General features: G+C 55.5%; 24 protein-coding genes and 1 other RNA gene. 19 read left to right on the top strand and 6 right to left on the bottom strand.

What is annotated here, in order from left to right:
• The first annotated feature begins 302 nt into the window (after positions 1–302).
• From hisB to tatC, 10 genes are all read left to right on the top strand, one after another.
• Entirely contained in the window at positions 303–899 is a 597-nt protein-coding gene (hisB, locus tag AC3CHX_RS24925) for an imidazoleglycerol-phosphate dehydratase HisB (RefSeq protein ID WP_488630649.1), read from the top strand.
• Positions 900–1,012: 113 nt separating this feature from the next.
• Positions 1,013–1,651: an imidazole glycerol phosphate synthase subunit HisH gene (gene hisH, locus AC3CHX_RS24920; protein WP_488630648.1), complete on the top strand. Its 639-nt coding sequence runs from the start codon at positions 1,013–1,015 to the stop codon at positions 1,649–1,651.
• A gap of 69 nt (positions 1,652–1,720) precedes the next feature.
• A complete protein-coding gene (gene hisA, locus AC3CHX_RS24915) occupies positions 1,721–2,536 on the top strand; it encodes a 1-(5-phosphoribosyl)-5-[(5-phosphoribosylamino)methylideneamino]imidazole-4-carboxamide isomerase (RefSeq protein ID WP_488630647.1) in 816 nt (271 codons plus the stop codon).
• Entirely contained in the window at positions 2,533–3,297 is a 765-nt protein-coding gene (gene hisF, locus AC3CHX_RS24910) for an imidazole glycerol phosphate synthase subunit HisF (protein WP_488630646.1), read from the top strand. The genes hisA and hisF overlap by 4 nt, the downstream gene beginning before the upstream one ends.
• Positions 3,294–3,692, top strand: a complete 399-nt coding sequence (gene hisI / locus AC3CHX_RS24905; protein WP_488630645.1) for a phosphoribosyl-AMP cyclohydrolase — start codon at positions 3,294–3,296, stop codon at positions 3,690–3,692. The genes hisF and hisI overlap by 4 nt, the downstream gene beginning before the upstream one ends.
• A 16-nt stretch (positions 3,693–3,708) precedes the next feature.
• Positions 3,709–4,086, top strand: a complete 378-nt coding sequence (locus tag AC3CHX_RS24900; protein ID WP_488630644.1) for a phosphoribosyl-ATP diphosphatase — start codon at positions 3,709–3,711, stop codon at positions 4,084–4,086.
• A 39-nt stretch (positions 4,087–4,125) separates the two neighbouring features.
• Entirely contained in the window at positions 4,126–4,497 is a 372-nt protein-coding gene (locus AC3CHX_RS24895; RefSeq protein WP_488630643.1) for a histidine triad nucleotide-binding protein, read from the top strand.
• A gap of 154 nt (positions 4,498–4,651) precedes the next feature.
• Positions 4,652–4,867, top strand: coding sequence for a Sec-independent protein translocase subunit TatA (gene tatA, locus AC3CHX_RS24890; RefSeq protein WP_488630642.1), 216 nt, complete (start codon positions 4,652–4,654; stop codon positions 4,865–4,867).
• 64 nt (positions 4,868–4,931) lie between these two features.
• Complete coding sequence (gene tatB / locus AC3CHX_RS24885; RefSeq protein ID WP_488630641.1) at positions 4,932–5,429, top strand: Sec-independent protein translocase protein TatB; 498 nt, start codon at positions 4,932–4,934, stop codon at positions 5,427–5,429.
• A 97-nt stretch (positions 5,430–5,526) separates the two neighbouring features.
• Positions 5,527–6,294, top strand: a complete 768-nt coding sequence (gene tatC / locus AC3CHX_RS24880; protein ID WP_488630640.1) for a twin-arginine translocase subunit TatC — start codon at positions 5,527–5,529, stop codon at positions 6,292–6,294.
• 61 nt (positions 6,295–6,355) lie between these two features.
• On the opposite strand, the gene AC3CHX_RS24875 is transcribed toward tatC, so the two are convergent.
• Positions 6,356–7,036, bottom strand: a complete 681-nt coding sequence (locus AC3CHX_RS24875) for a DUF2461 domain-containing protein (RefSeq protein ID WP_488630639.1) — start codon at positions 7,034–7,036, stop codon at positions 6,356–6,358.
• A gap of 10 nt (positions 7,037–7,046) precedes the next feature.
• Positions 7,047–8,219 carry a Do family serine endopeptidase gene (locus AC3CHX_RS24870; protein WP_488630638.1) on the bottom strand — a complete coding sequence of 391 codons (1,173 nt, stop codon included), beginning with the start codon at positions 8,217–8,219 and terminating at the stop codon, positions 7,047–7,049.
• 14 nt (positions 8,220–8,233) lie between these two features.
• On the opposite strand from AC3CHX_RS24870, the gene AC3CHX_RS24865 reads away from it, so the two are divergent.
• The 7 genes from AC3CHX_RS24865 to AC3CHX_RS24835 all read left to right on the top strand — a co-directional run bounded on the left by AC3CHX_RS24865 (position 8,234) and on the right by AC3CHX_RS24835 (position 16,689).
• Positions 8,234–9,016 (top strand): Nif3-like dinuclear metal center hexameric protein, encoded by a 783-nt coding sequence (locus AC3CHX_RS24865; protein WP_488630637.1) that lies wholly within the window; start codon positions 8,234–8,236, stop codon positions 9,014–9,016.
• 21 nt (positions 9,017–9,037) lie between these two features.
• Positions 9,038–9,424: an RNA-binding S4 domain-containing protein gene (locus AC3CHX_RS24860; RefSeq protein ID WP_488630636.1), complete on the top strand. Its 387-nt coding sequence runs from the start codon at positions 9,038–9,040 to the stop codon at positions 9,422–9,424.
• A gap of 330 nt (positions 9,425–9,754) precedes the next feature.
• A complete protein-coding gene (locus AC3CHX_RS24855) occupies positions 9,755–10,420 on the top strand; it encodes a TetR/AcrR family transcriptional regulator (RefSeq protein ID WP_488630635.1) in 666 nt (221 codons plus the stop codon).
• Between the two features lie 25 nt (positions 10,421–10,445).
• On the top strand, positions 10,446–12,236 hold the full coding sequence (locus AC3CHX_RS24850) for an acyl-CoA dehydrogenase C-terminal domain-containing protein (protein ID WP_488630634.1): 1,791 nt from the start codon (positions 10,446–10,448) through the stop codon (positions 12,234–12,236).
• A 74-nt stretch (positions 12,237–12,310) separates the two neighbouring features.
• Positions 12,311–14,698, top strand: a complete 2,388-nt coding sequence (locus tag AC3CHX_RS24845; RefSeq protein WP_488630633.1) for a 3-hydroxyacyl-CoA dehydrogenase/enoyl-CoA hydratase family protein — start codon at positions 12,311–12,313, stop codon at positions 14,696–14,698.
• Positions 14,699–14,712: 14 nt separating this feature from the next.
• A complete protein-coding gene (locus AC3CHX_RS24840; protein ID WP_488630632.1) occupies positions 14,713–15,909 on the top strand; it encodes an acetyl-CoA C-acyltransferase in 1,197 nt (398 codons plus the stop codon).
• A gap of 15 nt (positions 15,910–15,924) precedes the next feature.
• A complete protein-coding gene (locus AC3CHX_RS24835) occupies positions 15,925–16,689 on the top strand; it encodes an enoyl-CoA hydratase (RefSeq protein WP_488630631.1) in 765 nt (254 codons plus the stop codon).
• A 126-nt stretch (positions 16,690–16,815) separates the two neighbouring features.
• Here the strand turns inward: AC3CHX_RS24835 and AC3CHX_RS24830 are convergent, their stop codons facing one another.
• The 4 genes from AC3CHX_RS24830 to AC3CHX_RS24815 form a co-directional block, all read right to left on the bottom strand.
• Positions 16,816–16,962, bottom strand: a complete 147-nt coding sequence (locus AC3CHX_RS24830) for an entericidin A/B family lipoprotein (RefSeq protein WP_488644926.1) — start codon at positions 16,960–16,962, stop codon at positions 16,816–16,818.
• Between the two features lie 201 nt (positions 16,963–17,163).
• Positions 17,164–17,841, bottom strand: coding sequence for a MarC family protein (locus AC3CHX_RS24825; protein ID WP_488630630.1), 678 nt, complete (start codon positions 17,839–17,841; stop codon positions 17,164–17,166).
• Between the two features lie 210 nt (positions 17,842–18,051).
• Positions 18,052–18,981 carry an ornithine cyclodeaminase family protein gene (locus tag AC3CHX_RS24820; RefSeq protein ID WP_488630629.1) on the bottom strand — a complete coding sequence of 310 codons (930 nt, stop codon included), beginning with the start codon at positions 18,979–18,981 and terminating at the stop codon, positions 18,052–18,054.
• Positions 18,982–19,004: 23 nt separating this feature from the next.
• A complete protein-coding gene (locus tag AC3CHX_RS24815) occupies positions 19,005–20,273 on the bottom strand; it encodes a D-amino acid dehydrogenase (RefSeq protein ID WP_488630628.1) in 1,269 nt (422 codons plus the stop codon).
• A gap of 230 nt (positions 20,274–20,503) precedes the next feature.
• Between AC3CHX_RS24815 and rnpB the strand changes: the two genes are divergently transcribed.
• Positions 20,504–20,831: RNase P RNA component class A (gene rnpB / locus AC3CHX_RS24810), an RNA gene on the top strand.
• A 154-nt stretch (positions 20,832–20,985) separates the two neighbouring features.
• On the top strand, positions 20,986–21,540 hold the full coding sequence (locus tag AC3CHX_RS24805) for a fasciclin domain-containing protein (RefSeq protein ID WP_488630627.1): 555 nt from the start codon (positions 20,986–20,988) through the stop codon (positions 21,538–21,540).
• Positions 21,541–21,724: the final 184 nt, after the last annotated feature.

Here is a 21,724-nt window from a genome sequence, read left to right as displayed (position 1 = left end):
AACGACGCCAGGGAGCCGGAAAAATGTGCAATCGTGCTGGTAGCGTGGTCACCCAAAAGGTGAATGTATTGATTAAAGAAATATTCAATTTATTCAATCTCTTATAGGTAGCTCCAAGCGGTCAACTGCCGTTTCTAGGATAATCCGCCCGCAGTCGATTCCTGCGCCAAAATCCCGGTAAAATGGCGGGGTATTCTGAATAGGGCCCCCCATACCCGGGCGGTGCGCAACAAACTACTCGCATTACTCATTCGGGACGCCCTCCAAGCGTCTTCCATCGTAACTTTGGTCTCAATCTGAACATGTCTACGCCCCGCACCGCAGCGATCACTCGCAACACCAACGAGACGCAAATCCGCGTCGCCATCAATCTGGACGGTACCGGCCAGCAAAAGCTGAACACCGGTGTGCCTTTCCTTGACCACATGCTGGATCAAATTGTGCGTCACGGGCTGATTGATATCGAAGTCGAAGCCGTGGGTGATTTGCATATTGACGCGCACCACACAGTAGAGGACGTCGGCATTACGCTGGGCCAGGCTGTTGCCAAGGCGATCGGCGACAAGAAGGGGATTCGTCGTTACGGTCATGCGTATGTACCGCTGGACGAAGCGCTGTCGCGCGTCGTCATCGATTTTTCCGGTCGTCCCGGCCTGGAGTTCCACGTGCCGTTCAAGCGCGCGATGATAGGTTCGCTCGATGTTGATTTGATACATGAATTTTTCCAGGGCTTTGTGAATCACGCCCTGGTCTCTTTGCATATCGACAATCTGCGCGGCGATAACGCTCACCATCAATGCGAAACCGTGTTCAAGGCCTTTGGCCGCGCACTGCGCATGGCGGCCGAACTCGACCCACGCTCGGCTGGCACGATTCCTTCGACCAAAGGCAGTCTGTAGGCCGCCAGGCTGTTGTTAATTCGTCTGATATTGATTATTCTGGTTGGCCCGTCGAACCAGTATCCTTTGAATAATAGCAAGCGGCATTCCATCTCCGGACTTACTTTTTTATCATGAACAAAATTGTTGTGGTTGACTATGGCGTGGGCAATTTGCGCTCGGTGGCGCAAGCGCTACGCCATGTAGCGCCCGAAGCCGACGTCCGCATTTCCGGTGAAGTAGCAGATATTCAGGCGGCAGACAGAATTGTCTTGCCGGGCCAGGGGGCAATGCCGGATTGCATGCGCAGCTTGCGCGACTCCGGCGTACAGGATGCGGTGCTGGAAGCTGCGCGCAGCAAGCCGCTATTTGGTGTGTGCATTGGCGAGCAAATGTTGTTTGACTGGAGCGAAGAGGGCGATACGCCCGGTCTGGGCTTGTTGCCAGGCAAGGTAGTGCGTTTCCGCCTGGATGGCCAGCTACAGGAAGACGGTTCGCGTTTCAAGGTACCGCAAATGGGCTGGAACCGGGTTCATCAGTCGCGCTCCCATCCGTTGTGGGCAGATGTTGCTGACGACGCGTATTTCTATTTTGTCCATAGTTATTACGCGGTGCCGGCAGACCCGGCGCACGCGGTTGGCGAGACTAACTATGGTGCACCATTCAGTTGTGCGGTTGCACGTGATAATATTTTTGCGACGCAGTTCCATCCGGAGAAAAGTGCCTCCGCTGGTTTGCAGCTATACAAGAACTTTGTTTACTGGAATCCCTGATCGCGCCGAGCGGACCGGTTCCGCTTATACGCATATTTATTTCTCTAACTTTCCCTTCATACCGTAGCCATGCTGCTGATACCTGCCATCGACCTGAAAGACGGTCACTGTGTTCGCCTGAAACAAGGCGATATGGACCAAGCCACTGTATTTTCCGATGATCCGGGCCAAATGGCGCTGCATTGGCTGGAGCAGGGTGCACGCCGCCTGCATCTGGTTGACCTGAACGGTGCTTTCGCCGGAAAGCCGAAAAACGAGTCCGCCGTAAAATCCATCATCAAGTCGGTGCGGGAATTCGCCATAGCCCACGGTATCGACGAAATTCCGGTGCAACTGGGTGGCGGCATTCGCGATCTGGATACCATCGAACGCTATCTTGACGGCGGCCTTAGCTACATCATCATCGGTACTGCTGCGGTCAAGAATCCGGGCTTTTTGCACGATGCCTGTAGCGCTTTCCCGGGACAGATCATCGTTGGCCTGGATGCCAAGGATGGCAAAGTGGCCACCGATGGCTGGAGTAAATTATCCGGCCACGAAGTCATCGACCTCGCCAAGAAATTCGAAGATTACGGCTGCAACGCGATCATCTACACCGATATCGGCCGTGACGGCATGATGGGCGGCGTGAATATCGAGGCAACCGTGAAACTGGCGCAAAGCGTGACGATTCCTGTGATTGCCTCGGGCGGCGTGCACGACATTAACGACGTCGAAGCCTTGTGCGAAGTGCAGGACGAAGGCATCGAAGGGGTCATCTGCGGTCGTTCGATCTATGAAGGCACACTCGATTTGCGCAGTGCGCAGGAGCGTGCCGATGAGCTGACCGGGTTCGTCGACATCGAAGAAAATTTGTTGGAGCAGCCTGACGCTGAGCAGCCATGACTCTCGCTAAACGCATCATCCCCTGTCTCGATGTGACCAATGGGCGGGTCGTCAAGGGCGTTAACTTTACTGAGCTGCGCGATGCCGGCGACCCGGTCGAAATTGCCCGTCGCTATGATGAGCAGGGCGCGGACGAGATTACCTTTCTCGACATTACCGCCTCGTCCGACAATCGCGATCTGATTCTCGACATCATCGAAGCAGTGGCCTCGCAGGTATTCATTCCGTTGACGGTCGGCGGCGGTGTGCGCGTGGTTTCCGATGTGCGCCGCTTGCTCAATGCCGGTGCCGATAAGGTCAGCATCAATACGTCGGCAGTGACCAACCCGCAGTTGGTGGCGGATGCCGCCAGCAAGTACGGCTCGCAATGCATCGTGGTGGCAATCGACGCGAAACAGACCGCACCCGGCAAGTGGGAAGTATTTACCCACGGCGGCCGCAAGGCAACCGGACTGGACGCGATCGAATGGGCGCAAAAAATGGAACAACTGGGCGCCGGTGAAATCCTGCTGACCAGCATGGATCGCGATGGCACCAAGGTCGGCTTCGATCTGGCGCTGACCAGCAATGTCTCGAATGCGGTGACGATCCCGGTGATTGCGTCCGGCGGCGTTGGTGGTTTGCAGGATCTGGCAGACGGTATCAAGATCGGTCGTGCCGATGCAGTTTTGGCGGCCAGCATTTTCCATTATGGGCAGCATACGGTGCAAGAGGCGAAGCGCTTCATGGCCGCACAACAGATTCCGATGAGGCTGGCATGAGCGTGACCTGGTTAAACAAGGTGAGATGGGATGAGCACGGCCTGGTGCCGGTCATCGCCCAGGAAGTCGGTTCTGGCGACGTGCTGATGTTCGCCTGGATGAATCGCGACGCACTCGCAAAAACCGTGGCCCTTGGCGAGGCGGTGTACTGGAGCCGTTCGCGCAAGAAGCTGTGGCATAAAGGAGAAGAGTCGGGTCACGTGCAAAAGGTGCATGAAATCCGCCTCGATTGCGACGAAGATGTAGTGTTGCTGAAAGTGGAGCAAGCGGATGGTATCGCTTGTCACACCGGTCGCCACTCCTGCTTCTTTCAAAAGTTTGAAGGTTCGGAGAAAGATGGCACCTGGAGTGCGGTCGAGCCGGTCCTGAAAAATCCTGAGACGATTTATAAATGAACAATGAGTCTGCATCATGAGTGAAACCTTACGGCGGCTGGCCGAGGTCATTGAATCGCGTAAGCTGGCGAATGGCGGGGATCCGGAAAAATCGTATATCGCACGCCTGTTTTCCAAGGGCGACGATGCGATTTTGAAAAAAATCGGCGAAGAAGCCACGGAAACCGTGATGGCAGCCAAAGATGCGCGGGTGGACGGCGACAAGTCGCATGTGTTGTACGAATGCGCCGATCTCTGGTTTCATTCGATGATCTTGCTGGCGCAGTTCGACTTGACGCCGCAGGATGTGCTGAATGAACTGGCACGCCGCGAGGGCTTGTCAGGGATCGAGGAAAAAGCCAATCGCAAGCTGATTGCGCGAGAACAACAGGAAGCCAACGAAGGTAAAACCTGAGTTTTGGTGCCTCTGACAAATTTGATAAGTGGAGATAATTTGGATAACTGTATTTTCTGCAAGATCGCTGCTAAACAGATTCCGTCCAAGCTGATTTATGAAGATGATGACGTGGTGGCCTTTCATGACCATAATCCCGCCGCGCCGGTGCATTTTCTGATCGTGCCGAAGCAGCATATTTCCACTTTGGCAGACTGTGGCGAGCAGCATGCTGCGTTGCTAGGTAAAATGCTGCTGCTGGTGCCGCGTCTGGCCCAGGAACTGGGTTGCGGTTATCAGATCGACGCCCAGGGGCAGGCTAGCGGCGGTTTCAAGACTTTGTTCAACACCGGTCCTGCCGGCGGCCAAGAGGTATATCATTTACATGCGCATGTGATCGGTGGACCGCGCCCCTGGAGGGGGCAGCACTGATTTTCTGGGGTACGGCAAAAGCAAGAATTCAAATGCGCGTAATGAATGTTAGTGACGGATTGCAGTAATTAAGCGGACGTCAGCGCCAGAGCATAATTGTTTGGCAATGTTGTCATTGAAGGTTCCGGACATTCGGGTTCGGCAAGGAGAAATTATGGGTTCGTTCAGTATTTGGCACTGGTTGATAGTGCTGGTCATCGTGATGCTGGTATTCGGTACCAAAAAGATAGGCAATATGGGTTCTGATCTGGGCAAGGCCGTTAAAGGTTTTAAAGACGGTGTTAAAGGCGAAGAAGAGAAGGCGGCAGAAGCAGCCAAGCCGACCACCATCGACGTCGCAGCCAAAGAACAGGATAAAACCGGCAACTGAGTCAGCACTACCGGCAAAACTTCTTTTTGCCGGTGTGTGACTTAGCGCTTGCCGCAACCACCTCATGATTGATATTGGCCTCACGAAACTCGCAGTAATTGGCGTCGTTGCACTGGTTGTTATCGGACCGGAAAAATTGCCGACCGTGGCCCGCATGGCGGGCTCGTTGTTTGGTCGTGCGCAACGGTATATCAATGAGGTCAAATCCGAGGTTAGTCGCGAGATTGAGCTGGAAGAACTGCGCAAGATGCAGCAAGACGTGCAGGAAGCCGCCAGCGACATCGAGCAAAGCTTCACCCGCAGCATCTCGGATACCAAGCAGTCGCTGCATGCGGCCTGGGATGGTGATCTCAGCGACCACAGTTTGGTTACCGGGAATGTGGAGCAACTGGCGATCAAGGCCAAAAATTTCCGTAAAAAGAAACTGGCTAAAAATAGCGCGATTCCAGCCTGGTACAAAAACCAGAGTGGCCGCAAAGTACGCGTAATTTCCGGCGCAGCACGTGTTGCCAAGTATCGACCTGTCAGCGCGGTTAAAAATTCTGGCTCGTTTTACGCATGAGCATGCAATTCAGCAACATTGCTGATGGCGCCAACACATCCGGTTTCCCCAATTTGCGCAAGCAGGCTAGTCTGCAAAAAATCTTTGTAGTGACCCCATGACTGAAGAACAAAAAACCAGCGGTGTCGAGGAAACATTCATCTCGCATCTGGTAGAGCTGCGCAATCGCATCATGAAGGCATCGATCGCGATTATTGTGGTCTTTCTGTGTCTGATGCCATGGGCCGCACACATCTACGACTTGCTGGCGGCACCGATGATAGCGGCACTGCCGACGGGCAGCAAAATGATCGCTACCGGCGTCATCACGCCCTTCCTGATTCCGGTCAAGGTGACGTTGATGGTGGCGTTTGTGATTGCCTTGCCGTGGGTGCTGTATCAATTGTGGGCATTTATTGCGCCGGGTTTGTATACCCACGAAAAGAAGTTGATTGCGCCGCTGGTGGTTTCGTCGTCCGCCTTGTTCATTACCGGCGTCGCTTTCTGCTATTTCCTCGTGTTCAAGGTGATTTTTCGCTTCATCAACAACTTCGCACCGAAATCCATTTCAGTCGCGCCGGACATCGATAGCTATTTCGATTTTGTGATGACTATGTTCATCGCTTTCGGCCTGACTTTTGAAGTGCCGATCGTAGTGATCGTGCTGGTGCGGATGGGCCTGGTCTCGCTGGAAAAGCTCAAGGCGATCCGGCCGTATGTGGTGGTTGGTGCGTTCGTCATTGCGGCGATCGTCACACCGCCTGACATCATGAGTCAGATGCTGTTGGCGGTGCCGTTGTGCCTGCTGTATGAAGTCGGCCTGCTGGTTGCACCGATGTTCGTCAAGGCAACTCAGGCGCCCGAGGACACTGAAGAAACCATTTGATGGCACTAGTTGTATAAGCGACTCCGGTCCCCGCGCCAATTTAACTGGACCGACTACCGGATCAGACCGGGGTGTTTATCTGCCGCAGCCAATTTACCAGCGGATAAGCGTCCTTGAAACTGCGCACCAATTCCTGCTGCAACTCATCTCCCAGCATCTTCTTTAGCGGTTGTTCCCTGCGCACGATAAAACTTTTCAGCCTGATGTAGTCGATATGCGGCGATTCGGCGTCAAAACCTTTGGGCGGGCGTACCAGTTGCTCGCGGGTTTGCAGGCTGCCGTAACTTGCCAGCAGCTTTTTGTTTTTCAATAGCTTGCCAAAGCCGGTGCCATCGCTGACGACTTGCTGACGGATGGCGCGCAAGCGGTCAGGCGGTGGAATGTATTCGCCGGCGGCGATCAGCAGCATGCCTTCGGCATTCACATGGAAATAATACATGGGACCACCGCCTTGACTAGGCCGCTTCAGGCCGCTGGCGGTAATTGCCGCAGAAAAGGTGGTTTTATATGGATCTTTGTCATGTGAAAAGCGCATGTCGCGGTTGATCCTGAACAGCGCTTTTTTAGGATTGCAGGCAGCGACGGCAGGATCGAATTTGATGATTTCGCCGATCAGACGAATCACCAACTCGAGAAACTCGGCCCGCAAAATATCGTAGCGCGGCTTGTTCATCACGAACCAGGCGCGGTTATTGTTTTCCGATAATTCGGCCAGGAACTGCGTCAGGTCACGCACGTGCATCGGCTTCTTTCTATTCTTGTTCTTGGTGTTTGGTGACCGGGCGCTTGCCTATCGTCAGCGGAATCGACAACTGTTTCGTCTTGCGAATTACCGTCATTTTAACTTTGCTGCCGGGTGCAAATTTTGCCACCACGTTGAGCAAGTCGGTAGTATCGGCAACCGGGCTTTCATTAATTGCCACCAGAATATCGCCCGGTTTCATGCCTGCTTTGTCGGCCGGGCCGTTTTTCAGGACGCCGGCAATAATCGCACCGGTCTTTTGGGTCAGGCCAAAGCTCTCTGCCAGTTCCGGTGTGATGTCTTGCGGTTCGACACCGATATAGCCGCGTACTACGCTGCCGGTGTTGATGATCGATTCCATGACGGTTTTGGCAGTCGAGACCGGGATCGCAAAACCAATACCGAGCGAGCCGCCGGTACGTGAGTAAATGGCGGTGTTGATGCCGAGCAGATTGCCGTTGGTATCGACCAAAGCGCCGCCTGAATTGCCGGGATTGATGGCTGCATCCGTTTGAATGAAATTCTCGAACGCATTGATGCCGAGATGACTGCGGCCAAGCGCGGAAATAATTCCCATGGTGACGGTCTGGCCCACGCCAAAAGGATTGCCGATCGCCAATACCACGTCGCCGACGCTAGCTTGATCGACGTGGCCGAGCGTGATCGCCGGTAGATTTGGCAGGTCGATCTTGATCACTGCCAGATCGGTGTCGGGATCGGTGCCGACCACTTTCGCCGAGGCTTTGCGACCATCGGCCAGCGCCACTTCGATTTCGTCAGCTGCTTCGACCACGTGGTTATTGGTCAGAATATAGCCCTGCGCACTGACAATCACGCCCGAGCCCAGGCTGGACTGTTTTTCTTCCGGTTCCTCGGAGCGGTCGCCAAAGTATTTCTTGAACAACGGATCTTGCAGGAACGGGTTGCTGGACGGCTTGGCTTCCTTGCTGGTAAAGATATTTACCACCGACGGCATGGCCCGTATCGAGGCAGCGCGATACGAGCCCTGTATCGTTGTGCCAAGGGGGGCCTCCTGCAGCGGGACATTGGACGTGGCGATGTGTAGCCGCGTACCGCCGCCCAACGGGCCGTTCACCCAATCGGGTTTCAGGGTCGTTACAATGAACCAAATCGCCAAGCCGATAGTTACGGTTTGAGCAAACAATAGCCAGAAACGTCGCATATAGAGGTAAAAGAATGAGCCAAGAGTTGGTGAGTCAAAAGTCCGTAAGTCGCGTGGATCTTGCAAAATATCTAGCGGAAACGCTAAATATTACACAATACCGTGATTATTGCCCAAATGGCCTGCAGGTGGAAGGACGCGCTGAAATCTCTACCTTGATTACCGGTGTCACTGCCAGCCAGGCTTTGCTGCAGGCGGCGGTTGAAGCGGGGGCGGATGCGATTCTTGTGCATCACGGTTATTTCTGGCGGGGTGAGGACGCACGCGTGGTCGGACCCAAACACAATAGACTGAAATTGCTGCTGACGCACGACATTAATCTGTTTGCCTACCATTTGCCGCTCGATTCGCATCCGGAGTTGGGCAATAACGTGCAACTGGCGCAGCAACTTGGATTGCTTCCGAATGGCCGTTTCGGCGAGGATAGCCTTGGCTGGTTGGGCACGGTAGCCGATCCGGCTGTGAAGACGGCAGGTGAATTGGCGCAATTGATTGCGAGCAAACTCGGACGTCAACCGACGCTGATTGGCGACCCGGCGCAAGTACTCGGGCAGATTGCCTGGTGCACCGGCGCTGCGCAGAATTTTCTGGGGGATGCGATTGCAGCGGGAGCCAGCGCGTATATCAGCGGTGAGATTTCCGAGCCGACGGTGCATCTGGCGCGCGAATCCGGTGTCGCTTATTTGGCGGCCGGTCATCACGCGACCGAGCGTTATGGCGTGCAAGCGTTGGGCCGTCATCTGGCTGAGCGCTTCGGCTTGCAACATCGCTTTATTGATATCGATAATCCTGTTTGACGATTCTGGAGCGGTATAGGTATGCATAATTTCATTGACGCAGTACGTATCGATAAATGGTTATGGGCGGCGCGCTTTTTTAAAACACGTTCGCTGGCTACCGATGCGGTTCTTACCGGTAAAGTCAGGCTCAACGGCGAGCGCGTCAAGCCCGCGCGCAATGTAAAAGTTGGCGACACGCTGGAGATCGATAATGGCGCCAATGAATGGGAGGTCGCAGTGCAGCGTCTCGCCGATGTGCGCGGCTCGGCCGTTATTGCGCAGACCTTGTATCTGGAGACCGAACGGAGTGTCAGCAAGCGCATGGCGGTTGCGGAAGACCGAAAATTCTTCCATGAGCCGACCATGATGATAAAAGGACGCCCCACCAAGCGTGATCGCCGATTGCTGGATAAAAATCAACAGTAAAACCGCGGGAATGCCGGAAGTGTTCCGGCGATCTCACGCAATGCGATCCCGGGCTATTAGTTGTGGTTGACGTATTGATATCGTTTCAGGGTGGTTTCCCTCGTCCATGCGAGTCACTTCCATGGCGGCGCTATCACCGTTGCCAGGGCAGTCCAGTGCGCACCGGCTATCAATAGAACTCATCCTCTAAGTCGCTGTTTGACATTTGCTTTCTGGTGCATAATAGTACGGTCGTTCGCATTATTTGCTGATGACGTTGTTACTTACACTATGACCTAAAAAGACAGGACTATTGTGGCACACTCGATCACAGAAACGCCGCCCAAGTTTATGCGAAAAGGCGAGCTGACGCGTGCAGCGATTCTTGATGTTGCACTCAGCCTCGCCCAGCGCGACGGCCTGGAAGGTCTGACGATAGGTTTGCTGGCTGAGAAAATGAGCATGAGCAAGTCTGGCGTGTTCGCGCATTTTGGCTCGCGCGAAGATTTGCAGATCGAAGTCGTCAAGCTGTACCACCGTCATTTCGAGCAAGAAGTATTTTATCCGAGCATCAAGGAAGCGCGCGGCCTGCCACGCTTGCGCGGCATGTTTGCGCGCTGGATCAAGCAGGTCACGATTGAAATTTCATCCGGCTGCATTTATATCAGCGGCGCGGTTGAATACGATGATCGCCCCGGTGCCATCCGCGACCAGCTGGTGTCGATGGTGCGGACCTGGCAACAAGCCTTGCACCGTTGCGTGCTGCAGGCGATTGAAGCTGGTCATCTGCGCGCCGATACCGATGCCGAGCAACTGGTCTACGAAATGTACGGGCTGATACTCGGCCTGCATCACGATGCCCGTTTCCTGAAAAAAGCCGGTAGTGAAGAGCGCGCCCAGGCGGGTTTTGATCGCCTGATCGAAAGCTACCGCAGCAATCAGCCTGAACAAAAAAACGAAGCCAGCAAAAAAGCTTCAGCGCCGAATCAAAAATCCGCTGCCCATAAGGCAGTCTGACAAATCCAATCATCAGGAGAACACCATGGGTCAATACGTCGCGCCACTGCGAGATATGCAATTCGTCATGCACGAGTTGTTACATGTCGAAGATGAACTGAAGCAGTTGCCGAAACATGCGGATATCGATGCGGACATCATCAATCAGGTACTGGAAGAGGGCGGTAAATTTACTTCCCAGGTGTTGTTCCCATTGAACCATTCAGGTGATCGTGAAGGCTGTCACCACGACAAGGAAACCAAGGCCGTTACTACGCCCAAGGGCTTCAAGGAAGCCTACAAGCAATACGTCGAAGCCGGTTGGCCGGCCCTCTCTTGCGCCCCTGAATTTGGCGGACAAGGCTTGCCGCTGGTGATGAACAACGCGATCTACGAGATGATGAACTCGGCCAATCAAGCCTGGACCATGTATCCGGGTTTGTCGCACGGCGCTTACGAGTGCTTGCTCGAGCACGGTACGCCAGAACAAAAATCCATGTATTTGCCGAAGCTGGTGTCGGGCGAATGGACTGGCACGATGTGCCTGACCGAAGCGCATTGCGGGACCGATCTTGGCATGTTGCGTTCCAAGGCCGAGCCCCAGGCAGATGGTTCTTACCGGATCACCGGCAGCAAGATTTTCATTTCGGCCGGCGAACATGACATGGCGGCCAATATCCTGCATCTGGTACTCGCACGTTTGCCGGATGCTCCGCAAGGTTCAAAAGGGATCTCGCTGTTCCTGGTCCCGAAGTTCCTGCCGAATGCAGACGGTTCGCTGGGTGCGCGCAATCCGATTGCTTGCGGCGCCATTGAAGAAAAAATGGGCATTCACGGCAATTCAACCTGCCAGATGAATCTGGACGGCGCGACCGGCTGGCTCATCGGCGGCCCGCATAAGGGTTTGAACGCAATGTTTGTGTTCATGAATGCCGCCCGCCTGGGCGTTGGCATGCAAGGCCTGGGTCTGACGGAAGTCGCGTATCAGAATGCGCTGGTGTATGCCAAAGACCGTATCCAGATGCGCAGCCTGTCAGGTATCAAAGCACCGGACAAGCCAGCCGATCCTATCATCGTCCACCCGGATGTGCGCCGCATGCTGTTGACTGCAAAAGCTTACGCGGAAGGTGGTCGCGCATTCTGTTCCTATGTGGCGTTGCAACTCGACAAGGAACTGAATCATCCGGACGAAGCAGTGCGCAAGGATGCGGCTGACGAAGTCGCGTTGCTGACGCCGGTGGTCAAAGCCTTTATCACTGACAATGCCTGGGTCGCTACGTCGGAGTGCATGCAAGTCTACGGCGGCCACGGTTTCATCGCCGAATGGGGTATGGAGCAATACGTGCGCGATGCCCGTATCAACATGATTTACGAAGGCACCAATACCATTCAGTCGCTGGATTTGCTGGGCCGCAAAGTGTTGATGGATAACGGTGCCAAGCTGAAGAAATTCGGTGCCAAGGTACAGGCTTTCATCGAAGAGAATGGCACCGATGAAGCACTGTCGGAGTTCATTACACCGCTGGCTGATTTAGGTGACAAGGTCAGCAAGCTGACAATGGAAATCGGCATGAAGTCATTCCAGAATCAGGACGAAGCCGGTGCCGCCGCAGTGCCGTATCTGCGTGTGGTGGGGCACTTGGTGTATGCGTACTTCTTTGCACAAATGGCAAAGATCGCGTTGGCAAAACAGGATACCGGCGACACGTTTTATGTGTCAAAACTGGCGACGGCACGCTTCTACTTCGCCCGTTTGCTGCCCGAAACAGCGATGCTGATTCGCCAGGCGCGCTCCGGTTCGGCCAGCCTGATGGCGTTGGATGCCGACTTGTTTTAAATATTTTTGCGCAGCGGAACATCGCTCCCGCCGCGCATCTTTCGTATCAGGATTTGCTAATTAAGGAGACAACAGTGTCCAATTTCATCGTAAAAAAAGTCGCCGTTCTGGGTGCCGGCGTGATGGGTGCCCAAATCGCTGCACACTGCCTGAACGCCAAGGTACCGGTCGTCCTGTTTGACTTGCCCGCCAAAGAAGGTCCGAAGAACGGTATCGTTCTGCGCGCCATCGAAAATCTGAAAAAACTCAGCCCGGCGCCGCTAGGCGTCAAGGATGACGCCGACCTGATCGAAGTCGGGAACTACGAAGACAATCTCGATGTACTGGCAGGTTGCGACCTGATCATCGAAGCGATTGCCGAGCGCATGGACTGGAAGCACGATCTGTACAAGAAAGTGGCGCCGCATATCGCGCCTAACGCGATTTTCGCTTCCAACACATCCGGTTTGTCGATCACGGCATTGTCTGAAGGGTTTGACGACGAATTAAAAGCGCGCTTCTGCGGCGTGCATTTTTTCAACCCGCCGCGCTACATGCATCTGGTTGAACTGATTCCTACCGCCACCACCAAGCCGGAAATTCTGGATCAGCTGGAAGGCTTTTTGGCCACTACGCTTGGTAAAGGCGTTGTGCGCGCTAAAGATACGCCGAACTTCATCGCTAACCGGGTTGGTGTGTTCGGCATTCTGTCGACGGCGCATCAGGCCGAAAAATTCGGTCTGTCGGTGGATGTCGTCGATGATCTGACCGGTGCCAAACTGGGGCGTGCCAAGTCGGGTACTTTCCGGACCGCCGACGTCGTTGGCCTGGACACCATGGGGCACGTGATCAAGACCATGCAGGACAATCTGAAAGACGATCCTTTCTACAGCGTCTATGCGACACCGCCATTGCTGGCCAAACTGGTTGCGCAGGGCGCACTGGGGCAAAAATCGGGTGCCGGGTTCTACAAAAAAGTCGGTAAGGATATTTTGCGCATAGATGCTGCCAAAGGCGAGTACGTCACCGGCGGCGGCAAGGCCGATGATCTGGTTGCACGCATCCTGAAGGACAAGGATCCGGTCAAGCGCATGAAGACACTGCGCGAATCAACCCATCCGCAAGCACAATTCCTGTGGTCGATTTTCCGTGACGGTTTCCACTACATCGCCGTCCATCTGGAGTCGATCGCTGACAACGCGCGCGATATCGATTTCGCGATGCGCTGGGGTTTTGGCTGGAGCGTTGGCCCGTTCGAAATCTGGCAAGCCGCCGACTGGCAACAAATCGCCGGTTGGGTCAAGGAAGACATCGATGCCGGTAAAGCGTTGTGTAATGCGCCGTTGCCATCCTGGGTATTCGACGGCCGCAGCGGCGTTCACAGCGCTGACGGCTCATATTCGCCAGCGCAAAAGGCGAATGTCGCGCGCTCCGATCTGGCGGTGTATCAGCGCCAGGTATTCCGCGCACCGTTGGTGGGCGAAGGTGTCGCTGACGGCAGCAATGCCGGCACTACCGTATTTGAAGATGATTCAGTCCGCCTCTGGCATCAAAACGACGAAGTCCTGATCATCTCGTTCAAGACCAAGCTGCATGTTATCGGGCCGGGCGTGATCGCCGGCTTGAACATGGCGGTGGCTGAAGCCGAAAAGAACTTCAAGGGCCTGGTGTTGTGGCACGCGGATGCTGCCAATGGCGGTGCATTCTCGGCTGGCGCTGACTTGCAATCGATGCTGCCGCTATTCATGTCGGGCGGCGTCAAGGCGATTGAACCGATGGTGGCGCAGTTGCAGCAGGCCTTCATGGGCCTTAAATATGCGGGCGTTCCGGTGGTCGCCGCAGTGGCAGGCCTGGCACTCGGCGGTGGTTGCGAACTGGCGTTGCATGCTGCCAAACGTGTCGTCGCGATCGAATCGTATATCGGCCTGGTCGAAGTCGGTGTCGGCCTGATTCCTGCCGGCGGCGGTTTAAAAGAAGCGGCAGTACGCGCTGCGCATGACGCCAAAGGCAACGATATTCTGCAATTCCTCAAGTCTTCGTTCCTGAATGCCGCCACCGCAAACGTGTCGAAGTCGGCGGTGGAAGCGAAGAAGATGGGCTATCTGAAGCCCAGCGACGTCATCGTCTTGAATACCTACGAATTGCTGCATGTGGCCAAGGTTGAAGCGCGCGCGATGTTCGACGCCGGTTATCGTGCACCGTTGAAGGTGTTGATCCCGGTTGTCGGTCGCAGCGGCATTGCGACCATCATGGCGCAACTGGTGAACATGCGCGATGGCGGTTTCATCTCCGCGCATGACTACAAGCTGGGTTGCATGATTGCTGAAATCGTCTGCGGCGGCGCCGTGGAAGAGGGTAGCGTCGTCAATGAACAATGGCTGCTGGACCTGGAGCGCAAGGCCTTCATGGAATTGCTGAATCATCCAAAAACGCAAGAGCGCATCATGGGCATGATGCAAACCGGCAAGCCCGTCCGCAACTGATAACGGAGATTTAAATGACCAAACAACTTCAAGATGCGTACATCGTCGCCGCTACCCGCACGCCAATTGGCAAGGCGCCACGCGGCATGTTCAAGAACACCCGTCCCGACGACTTATTGGTGCGCGTGCTGCAATCAGTGATGGCACAAGTGCCGGATCTGGATCCCAAGTTGATCGAAGACGCGATCATCGGTTGCTCGTTTCCGGAAGGCGCGCAGGGCCTGAACATGGCGCGTAACGGCGTGCTGCTGGCCGGCTTGCCGAACACGATCGGCGGCGTTACCGTGAATCGCTATTGCGCCTCCGGCATCACTGCCATTGCGATGGCCGCCGACCGGATTCGGGTTGGCCAGGCCGACGTGATGATTGCCGGCGGTGCCGAGTCGATGTCGATGGTGCCGATGATGGGTTTCCATCCGTCGGTCAACATGAACGTGTTCAAGGATGAAAATATCGGCATGGCGTACGGCATGGGCCTGACCGCGGAAAAAGTGGCACAGCAATGGAAAGTGTCGCGTGAGTCGCAAGATGAGTTTGCCTTGCGTTCACATCAAAAGGCGATTGCGGCGCAACTGGCTGGCGAATTCAATGCCGAGACTACTTCGGTCGACATCATCGAGCGTTTTCCAAATCTGGCGAGCGGGCAGATCGATACCAAAACCCGGACCGTTGATCGTGACGAAGGTGCGCGTGCCGAATCGACGCTGGAAGCACTGGCCAAGCTGAAGCCGGTGTTTGCCGCCAAAGGCAGCGTCACCGCAGGTAACAGCTCGCAGACTTCGGACGGTGCCGGTGCGCTGATTCTGGTCAGCGAAAAAATCCTCAAGCAATTCAACCTGACGCCGCTGGCCCGTTTCGCTTCGTTTGCGGTACGCGGCGTGCCACCGGAAATCATGGGGATCGGTCCGAAAGAAGCGATTCCGGCAGCGTTGCGCGCCGCCGGGATTACGCAGGATCAACTGGACTGGATCGAGTTGAACGAAGCGTTTGCTGCGCAGGCATTGGCGGTGATTCAGGATCTCGGCCTGGATCCATCCAAAGTGAATCCGATGGGCGGCGCGATCGCTTTGGGCCACCCGCTGGGCGCGACCGGTGCGATCCGTGCGGCCACTACTATTCATGCACTGCGCCGCAAGAATTTGAAGTACGGCATGGTGACGATGTGCGTCGGTACCGGCATGGGCGCCGCCGGTATCTTCGAGCGCATGTAATTCGGGGAGATAAAAATGGATATATTGACCAGCAAGGAAAATGGCATATTGACGATTGCTTTTAATCGTCTCGACAAGAAGAACGCGATTACCGCCGCGATGTATCAAACCATGGTCGAGGCGTTGAAAGATGCGGAGACAGATGTGGAGGTGCGGGCGATTCTATTCGTTGGCAAAGCGCAGATATTTAGCGCGGGAAACGACCTCGAAGACTTTTTGAAGAATCCGCCCACCAGCCAGGCCAGTCCGGTATTTCAGTTTCTCTGGCAGATCAGCCATGCCAGCAAGCCTTTGGTGGCCGCGGTGGCGGGTGCAGCGGTTGGCATTGGCACGACCTTGCTGATGCATTGCGACCTGGTGTACGCGGCGGATAACGCCCGTTTTTCAATGCCGTTTACGCAGCTTGGATTGTGCCCGGAAGCCGCATCCAGTTTGCTGTTGCCACAAATCGCGGGCTACCAGCGCGCGGCTGAAAAGTTACTGCTTGGAGAAGCATTCGATGCCACCGAAGCGCATGCGATGGGATTGGTCAATAAAGTATTGCCGGCAGATCAGTTGCTGGAATTTGCGCAGGCGCAAGCAGCCAAGCTGGTGGCTTTGCCCGCGGCCTCGATGCGTATTTCGAAGCAACTGATGAAAGCTGCGCAGATCGGCGCAGTGGAAGCGCAGATGGAGCAGGAAATCACGCACTTTGGCGCAATGCTGAAAGCGCCGGAAGCGAAGGAAGCGCTGACTGCATTCTTTGAAAAGCGCCGTCCGGATTTCAGTCGGTTTGCTTGAGAATGCGCGGCGGGTTATACCGGTAAACGGTAATGGTTTTCGCTAGCTGTTACCGCCAATAAAAAAACCCGACCTGGTGTCGGGTTTTTTTATGCCGATCTTGTCGGCGCCTTGGCAATAATGCCGTTACATTTTTTCTTTAGTTTCATGCGCAGCATCTTCCACTTTCTCACCGCCCTTTTGAACATCCTTGCCCATGCCTTCGAACGTGTTACAGGCCGACAGGATGCCGAATATGCTGATGACTGCTGCGAGGGAAATGATTTTCTTGATCATAGTGCGCTCCTAATCAGGTTGATAAAAAAGTGCTGCCATTACCTTGGAAATCTTTCATATTCATTTTGTGCCTTGCCTCGTCAGACGGGACAAGTCAGGCATCAGGTTAAGCTTTCATGCAGACCGTGTCCATAGCTGGTGAAAATTTTGTTGCTCCCTGACAAATTTGTTGCATAAAATGTGTCCGGGACTGCCGGATTACACGCCCGTCGCATGCAACTGGAGCAGCAATCCACCGACGCCATCCCACAAAATCTGTACGCCGATGCATAGCAAAATAAACGAATACATGCGCAGCATGACGGTAGTGCCGGTGTCGCCAAGCAGACGCACCAGCACACCAGCGAAGCGGTTGCTGAAATACACCGCTGCGGCCGCCAGCGCCAGTGCGAAAACCGCCGCAAGCAGCGTAAGGATAACGGGTACCTGAGGAATCCGTAGTCCGGCGCCGAGGGTAATCGCGACCGAGATCGATCCGGGACCGACAGTCAGTGGGAAGGTCAGCGGATAGAACGCTTTTTTGGTTGCGAGCTCCGTGGTCCAGAGCGATCCGGGGCTGGCATCGACTTTCGGCGTTTCTTCCGTATCCAGCAGTTTCCAGGCGGTGGCGATGACTAACAGGCCGCCGGCGACTTTCACCACCGGCAGAGAGATCCCGAAAAAAGCCAGCACATGGGTGCCGATGAACATACCGCCGACCAGCAAAATGAAGGCGTTGAGCGCGACGCGCCAGGCCAGCGCATTGCGGGTAGTGTCCGAGGCGCCGGCAGTCAGCGAGTGAAAGATAGGCGCATTGCCAGGCGGATTCATGATCGGCAATAGCGCTGCCAGTACGAAGAAAACAGTTTTCAGAAAGGCGAGTAGGTGGACTTGCATGTATACCTGGAGTGCCTGCGGGCAGGCAAAAAGAATTCGCAATGTACGGGAATTGACGATCCGATTCTAGACTGAGGACGGTGTTAGCGGCAAAAAAACTTATCAGGCCGGTCCCGCGCTAAATGACATGCGGATTTTAACGGCAACACCTCGCCAACACTGGACCGGCGCTGGTTCTGCGGCCGGAAGCAATGCGGTTCCACGTGCCTGTTACCAGCCAAAGCGCTCGCAGGCCCGGCGATAGACGAGTCCGGTAAGGGCGACGTCTTCAAGGCCGACACCGATCCCTTTGTACACCACGATGTCGGACGCCAGGCGCAGGTAGCTACTGCTGCCATCCACCACCTGGCCCAGTTCCAGCACGTTGTTCCAGTCAAAGACGCCCGGCTGGCATAACAGCAGATCGCCGGCTTCCTGCTGTGCCTGCGGTTTCCACTCCACGACCAGTGCTGCCGCACGGGCAATCGCGCGGTCATCGAGTTCGCGCACGTTGCCTTTGCTGGCGCCAATCGCCGCCACCAGTGCGCCCGGTTTCAGCAAGTCGCCGGAAAACAGTGGTGTGGCCGAGCGCGTAACCGTGACCACTACATCGCCGCCTTGCGCGGCCTCTTCGATGCTGACCGCACGGGCAGGCACGCCGGTTTGCTGCGTTACTTGTTCTGCCAGCGCCTGTTGGCCGCTGCGTCCCGCAATCAGGATTTCCTTGAACGAACGCACCTGCAACAGGGCCGGTATATGAGATTGCGCCTGCACGCCGGTACCGATGACGGCGAGTGTCGCCGCATCTCTATTCGCCAAATGATCCGCCGCAACCGCGGTGGCTGCGGCGGTCCGCAAGCCGGTCATGGTGTCGGATTCAATCGCTGCCAGCGGTCGGCCATCCTCGGTCGAAAACAGCACCGTCACAAAGTGGAATACGCCATTGATGGTGGTGTAGACCTTGCAGCCGGCGATGCCGATGGCGGGCAGAATCGCGCCCATGTTGGACAACATCACCGATCCGGTGCTGGTGGTGGCACTGGTGCGCACGCGCGCTTGTTGTGCGCCTTGCCGTATCGTTGCAAAAGCATCGCGCATGGTGTCGATGGCGTCGGCAGTTGTGATGAGTTCGGATACTTGCAGGTTGCTGATGAGTTTCATGATGGGTCCTTTTGTGGAGGGATTTAGGCATCAAACGCAAATGGCTTGCTATCGATGCCAGGCGTTTTTCCAGCAATCAATTGCGATAACAGCGTTGCACTGCCGTGCGCCAGCGTCCAGCCGAGGCTGCCATGCCCGACATTCAGGTACAGATGGTTAACCGGTGAGGCACCGATGATCGGGACACCGGTCGGCGTGGCGGGGCGGAAGCCGGCCCATGGCGACAGCGCGGCGTCATCCGATAAATCCGCGCTGCCAGGAAATAATTCACCGACACCACGTTTCAGTTCGTCAATCGCGCGCGGTGGGATGCGACGGTCCAGGCCGAGTATCTCCACCCGCCCAGCGACGCGTAAGCGCTCGCCGAGCCGGGCATAGACGATTTTCTTCGCCAGGTCGGTAATCGAGACTTGCGGGGCTGCGGCCTGGCGCGCGCGGTCTGGTAGCGGCACGGTGATGCTGTAGCCTTTGAGCGGATAGACCGGTAACGAGAATCCGGCCTGACGGGCAAACGCGGCGCTCTCCGCACCCAGCGCCAGCACAAATTTGTCGGCATCGATTTGTTCGTCGCCGGCATGGACTGCGGTCAGTGTGCCGTTGCGTATTTCCAGCTTGCCGATGCGTCGGGAGTGCGCGAACCGGAATCCGGGCTGGCGCGACATGGCTTCGACCAGGCGTTGGCAGAACAGGGCGCAATCGCCTGCTTCTTCGCTCGGGGTATACACGCCACCGGCCCAGTCGCGTTTCGCATTCGCCAGGGCAGGTTCAATCGCCATGCAGCGCGCCGCGTCAATGACTTCTTGCTGGCAGCCATGGACAGCCTGGAATTCGACTTGCTTGCGCGCGGCATGCAAACCGTTGAGGTCGGTATACATCACCAGTTTTCCTGCCGTTCTGTGTTGAAAGTCGAACGGCGTTGCTTGCGCCAGTTGCGCCAACTGATCGCGACTGAAAAATGCCAGTTGCAATAAATCGATGGTGGTTTTCCTGGCGGTCCTGGCGTTGCACGCGGCCAGAAATTTAATCAGCCAGCGCCATTGCGCCGGGTCCATTTTCGGCCGCAATGTGAGCGGTGAGCCGGCGCTGAATAAATATTCCGGCCAGTGGGTCCAGACCGACGGATCGGCGAGCGGCGCTACATACGAATAGCTCAACTGTGCGCCATTTCCCAGGCTGGTCTGGGTGCCTGGCAGCGCCTCGGCATCGACCAGCGTTACCTGATGGCCGGCTTCCAGCAGGCGATAGGCGGATGTCACGCCGATGATGCCGGCACCTAAAACGCAAATATGCATTTACATGATCCTATGACGCAAAGAAAAAATGCAGTGCTGAAATGATGCCGGACTCGGCGGCGAACCGCGTTGCGTGGTCGGTTGTCAGCGTTGTGGGATAAATACTATACGTATTGATCCGATAACTGTCCCATGCTATTTCGGCATTATGCGCGCGCTGTCTTTGCCGGCGACGATGGTATTCCTGGAATCTATCGCCGCTGCAGGCCGACTGAGGTAGAATGCCGCCTGAAGTAAGCCAGACAGCCGCTGGTCATTCAGTGAAAACTGCGTGGCGGGAGGAAGGTCCGGACTCCATAGAGCAGGGTGACGGTTAATGGCCGTCCGCCGTGAGGCGAGGAATAGGGCCACAGAGACGAGCGTATTAAGTTACGGTGAAACGCGGTAACCTCCACTCGGAGCAATTCCAAATAGGCACGCGTTGATGTTGCTCGCGGAGCGTGCGGGTAGGAAGCTTGAGCGCTGGAGTAATTCAGCGCCTAGAGGAATGGCTGTCATAACGGGCGGGCGCAAGCCCAAGCGTCGTAACAGAATCCGGCCTATCGGCTTACTTCATTTCTTTTTCAATACCTATGCAGATGTCGCAATAGATCCATCGAGATCTATTGCGCACATATTTTTCGCATGATTTCCCGCACCGCTGAATCCAGTTTCGAAACGCTCGCGTATATGACTGTGCAAGCTCCGAAACGATTCTCTAAAGGAAATTATCATGCGCAAACTCAGCTATGTAATCACACTCTCCGCAGCTTTGCTGGCCGCTAACCTGGCCTGCGCCGAAAACACCGTGATGGTCGGTGGGCAAAGCATGCTTCCAAGCAAGGACATCGTCGATAACGCCGTCAATTCAGCCGATCACACCACCCTGGTGGCGGCGGTAAAAGCGGCCGGACTGGTCGATACGCTGAAAGGGAAAGGTCCTTTCACGGTCTTTGCACCAACCAACGCGGCGTTCGGCAAGCTGCCGGCGGGCACCGTCGATAACCTGGTGAAACCGGAAAACAAAGCGACGCTGACCAAGATTCTGACCTATCACGTGGTGCCGGGAAGGTTTGACTTTGCCGCACTTTCAAGCGCCATCCAGAAGGGCGGCGGCAAGGTTGAATTGGCCACCGCCAGCGGCGGCAAGTTGACCTTCAAGAAAAATGGCATGCACAACATCAATGTGACCGATGATGGCGGGAATACTGCCAATATCAGCACCTACGATGTGTATCAATCGAATGGCATCATCGATGTAGTCGATACAGTGCTGTTGCCGAAGTGATTTGGTCTGGAATTTATGCGCTGCTGCCAGTCAAGGTGGTGGCGAGTCAGGGCGACATTCTCTTGTGTCGCCTTTTTTTTGTTTGCCATGCGCTGAGTGACGTTTACGTTAACGTCAATTGTTGCTATTCTGCGGAAAGCGCCTACTGTCTGCCACTTCAGCATGCTCGAAGGTTTAGCCGACC

It is taken from the genome of Glaciimonas sp. OK215 (assembly GCF_057787885.1).
Note: the sequence above shows the minus strand (reverse complement) of the source record. Positions and strands in the feature narration are given on the sequence as shown.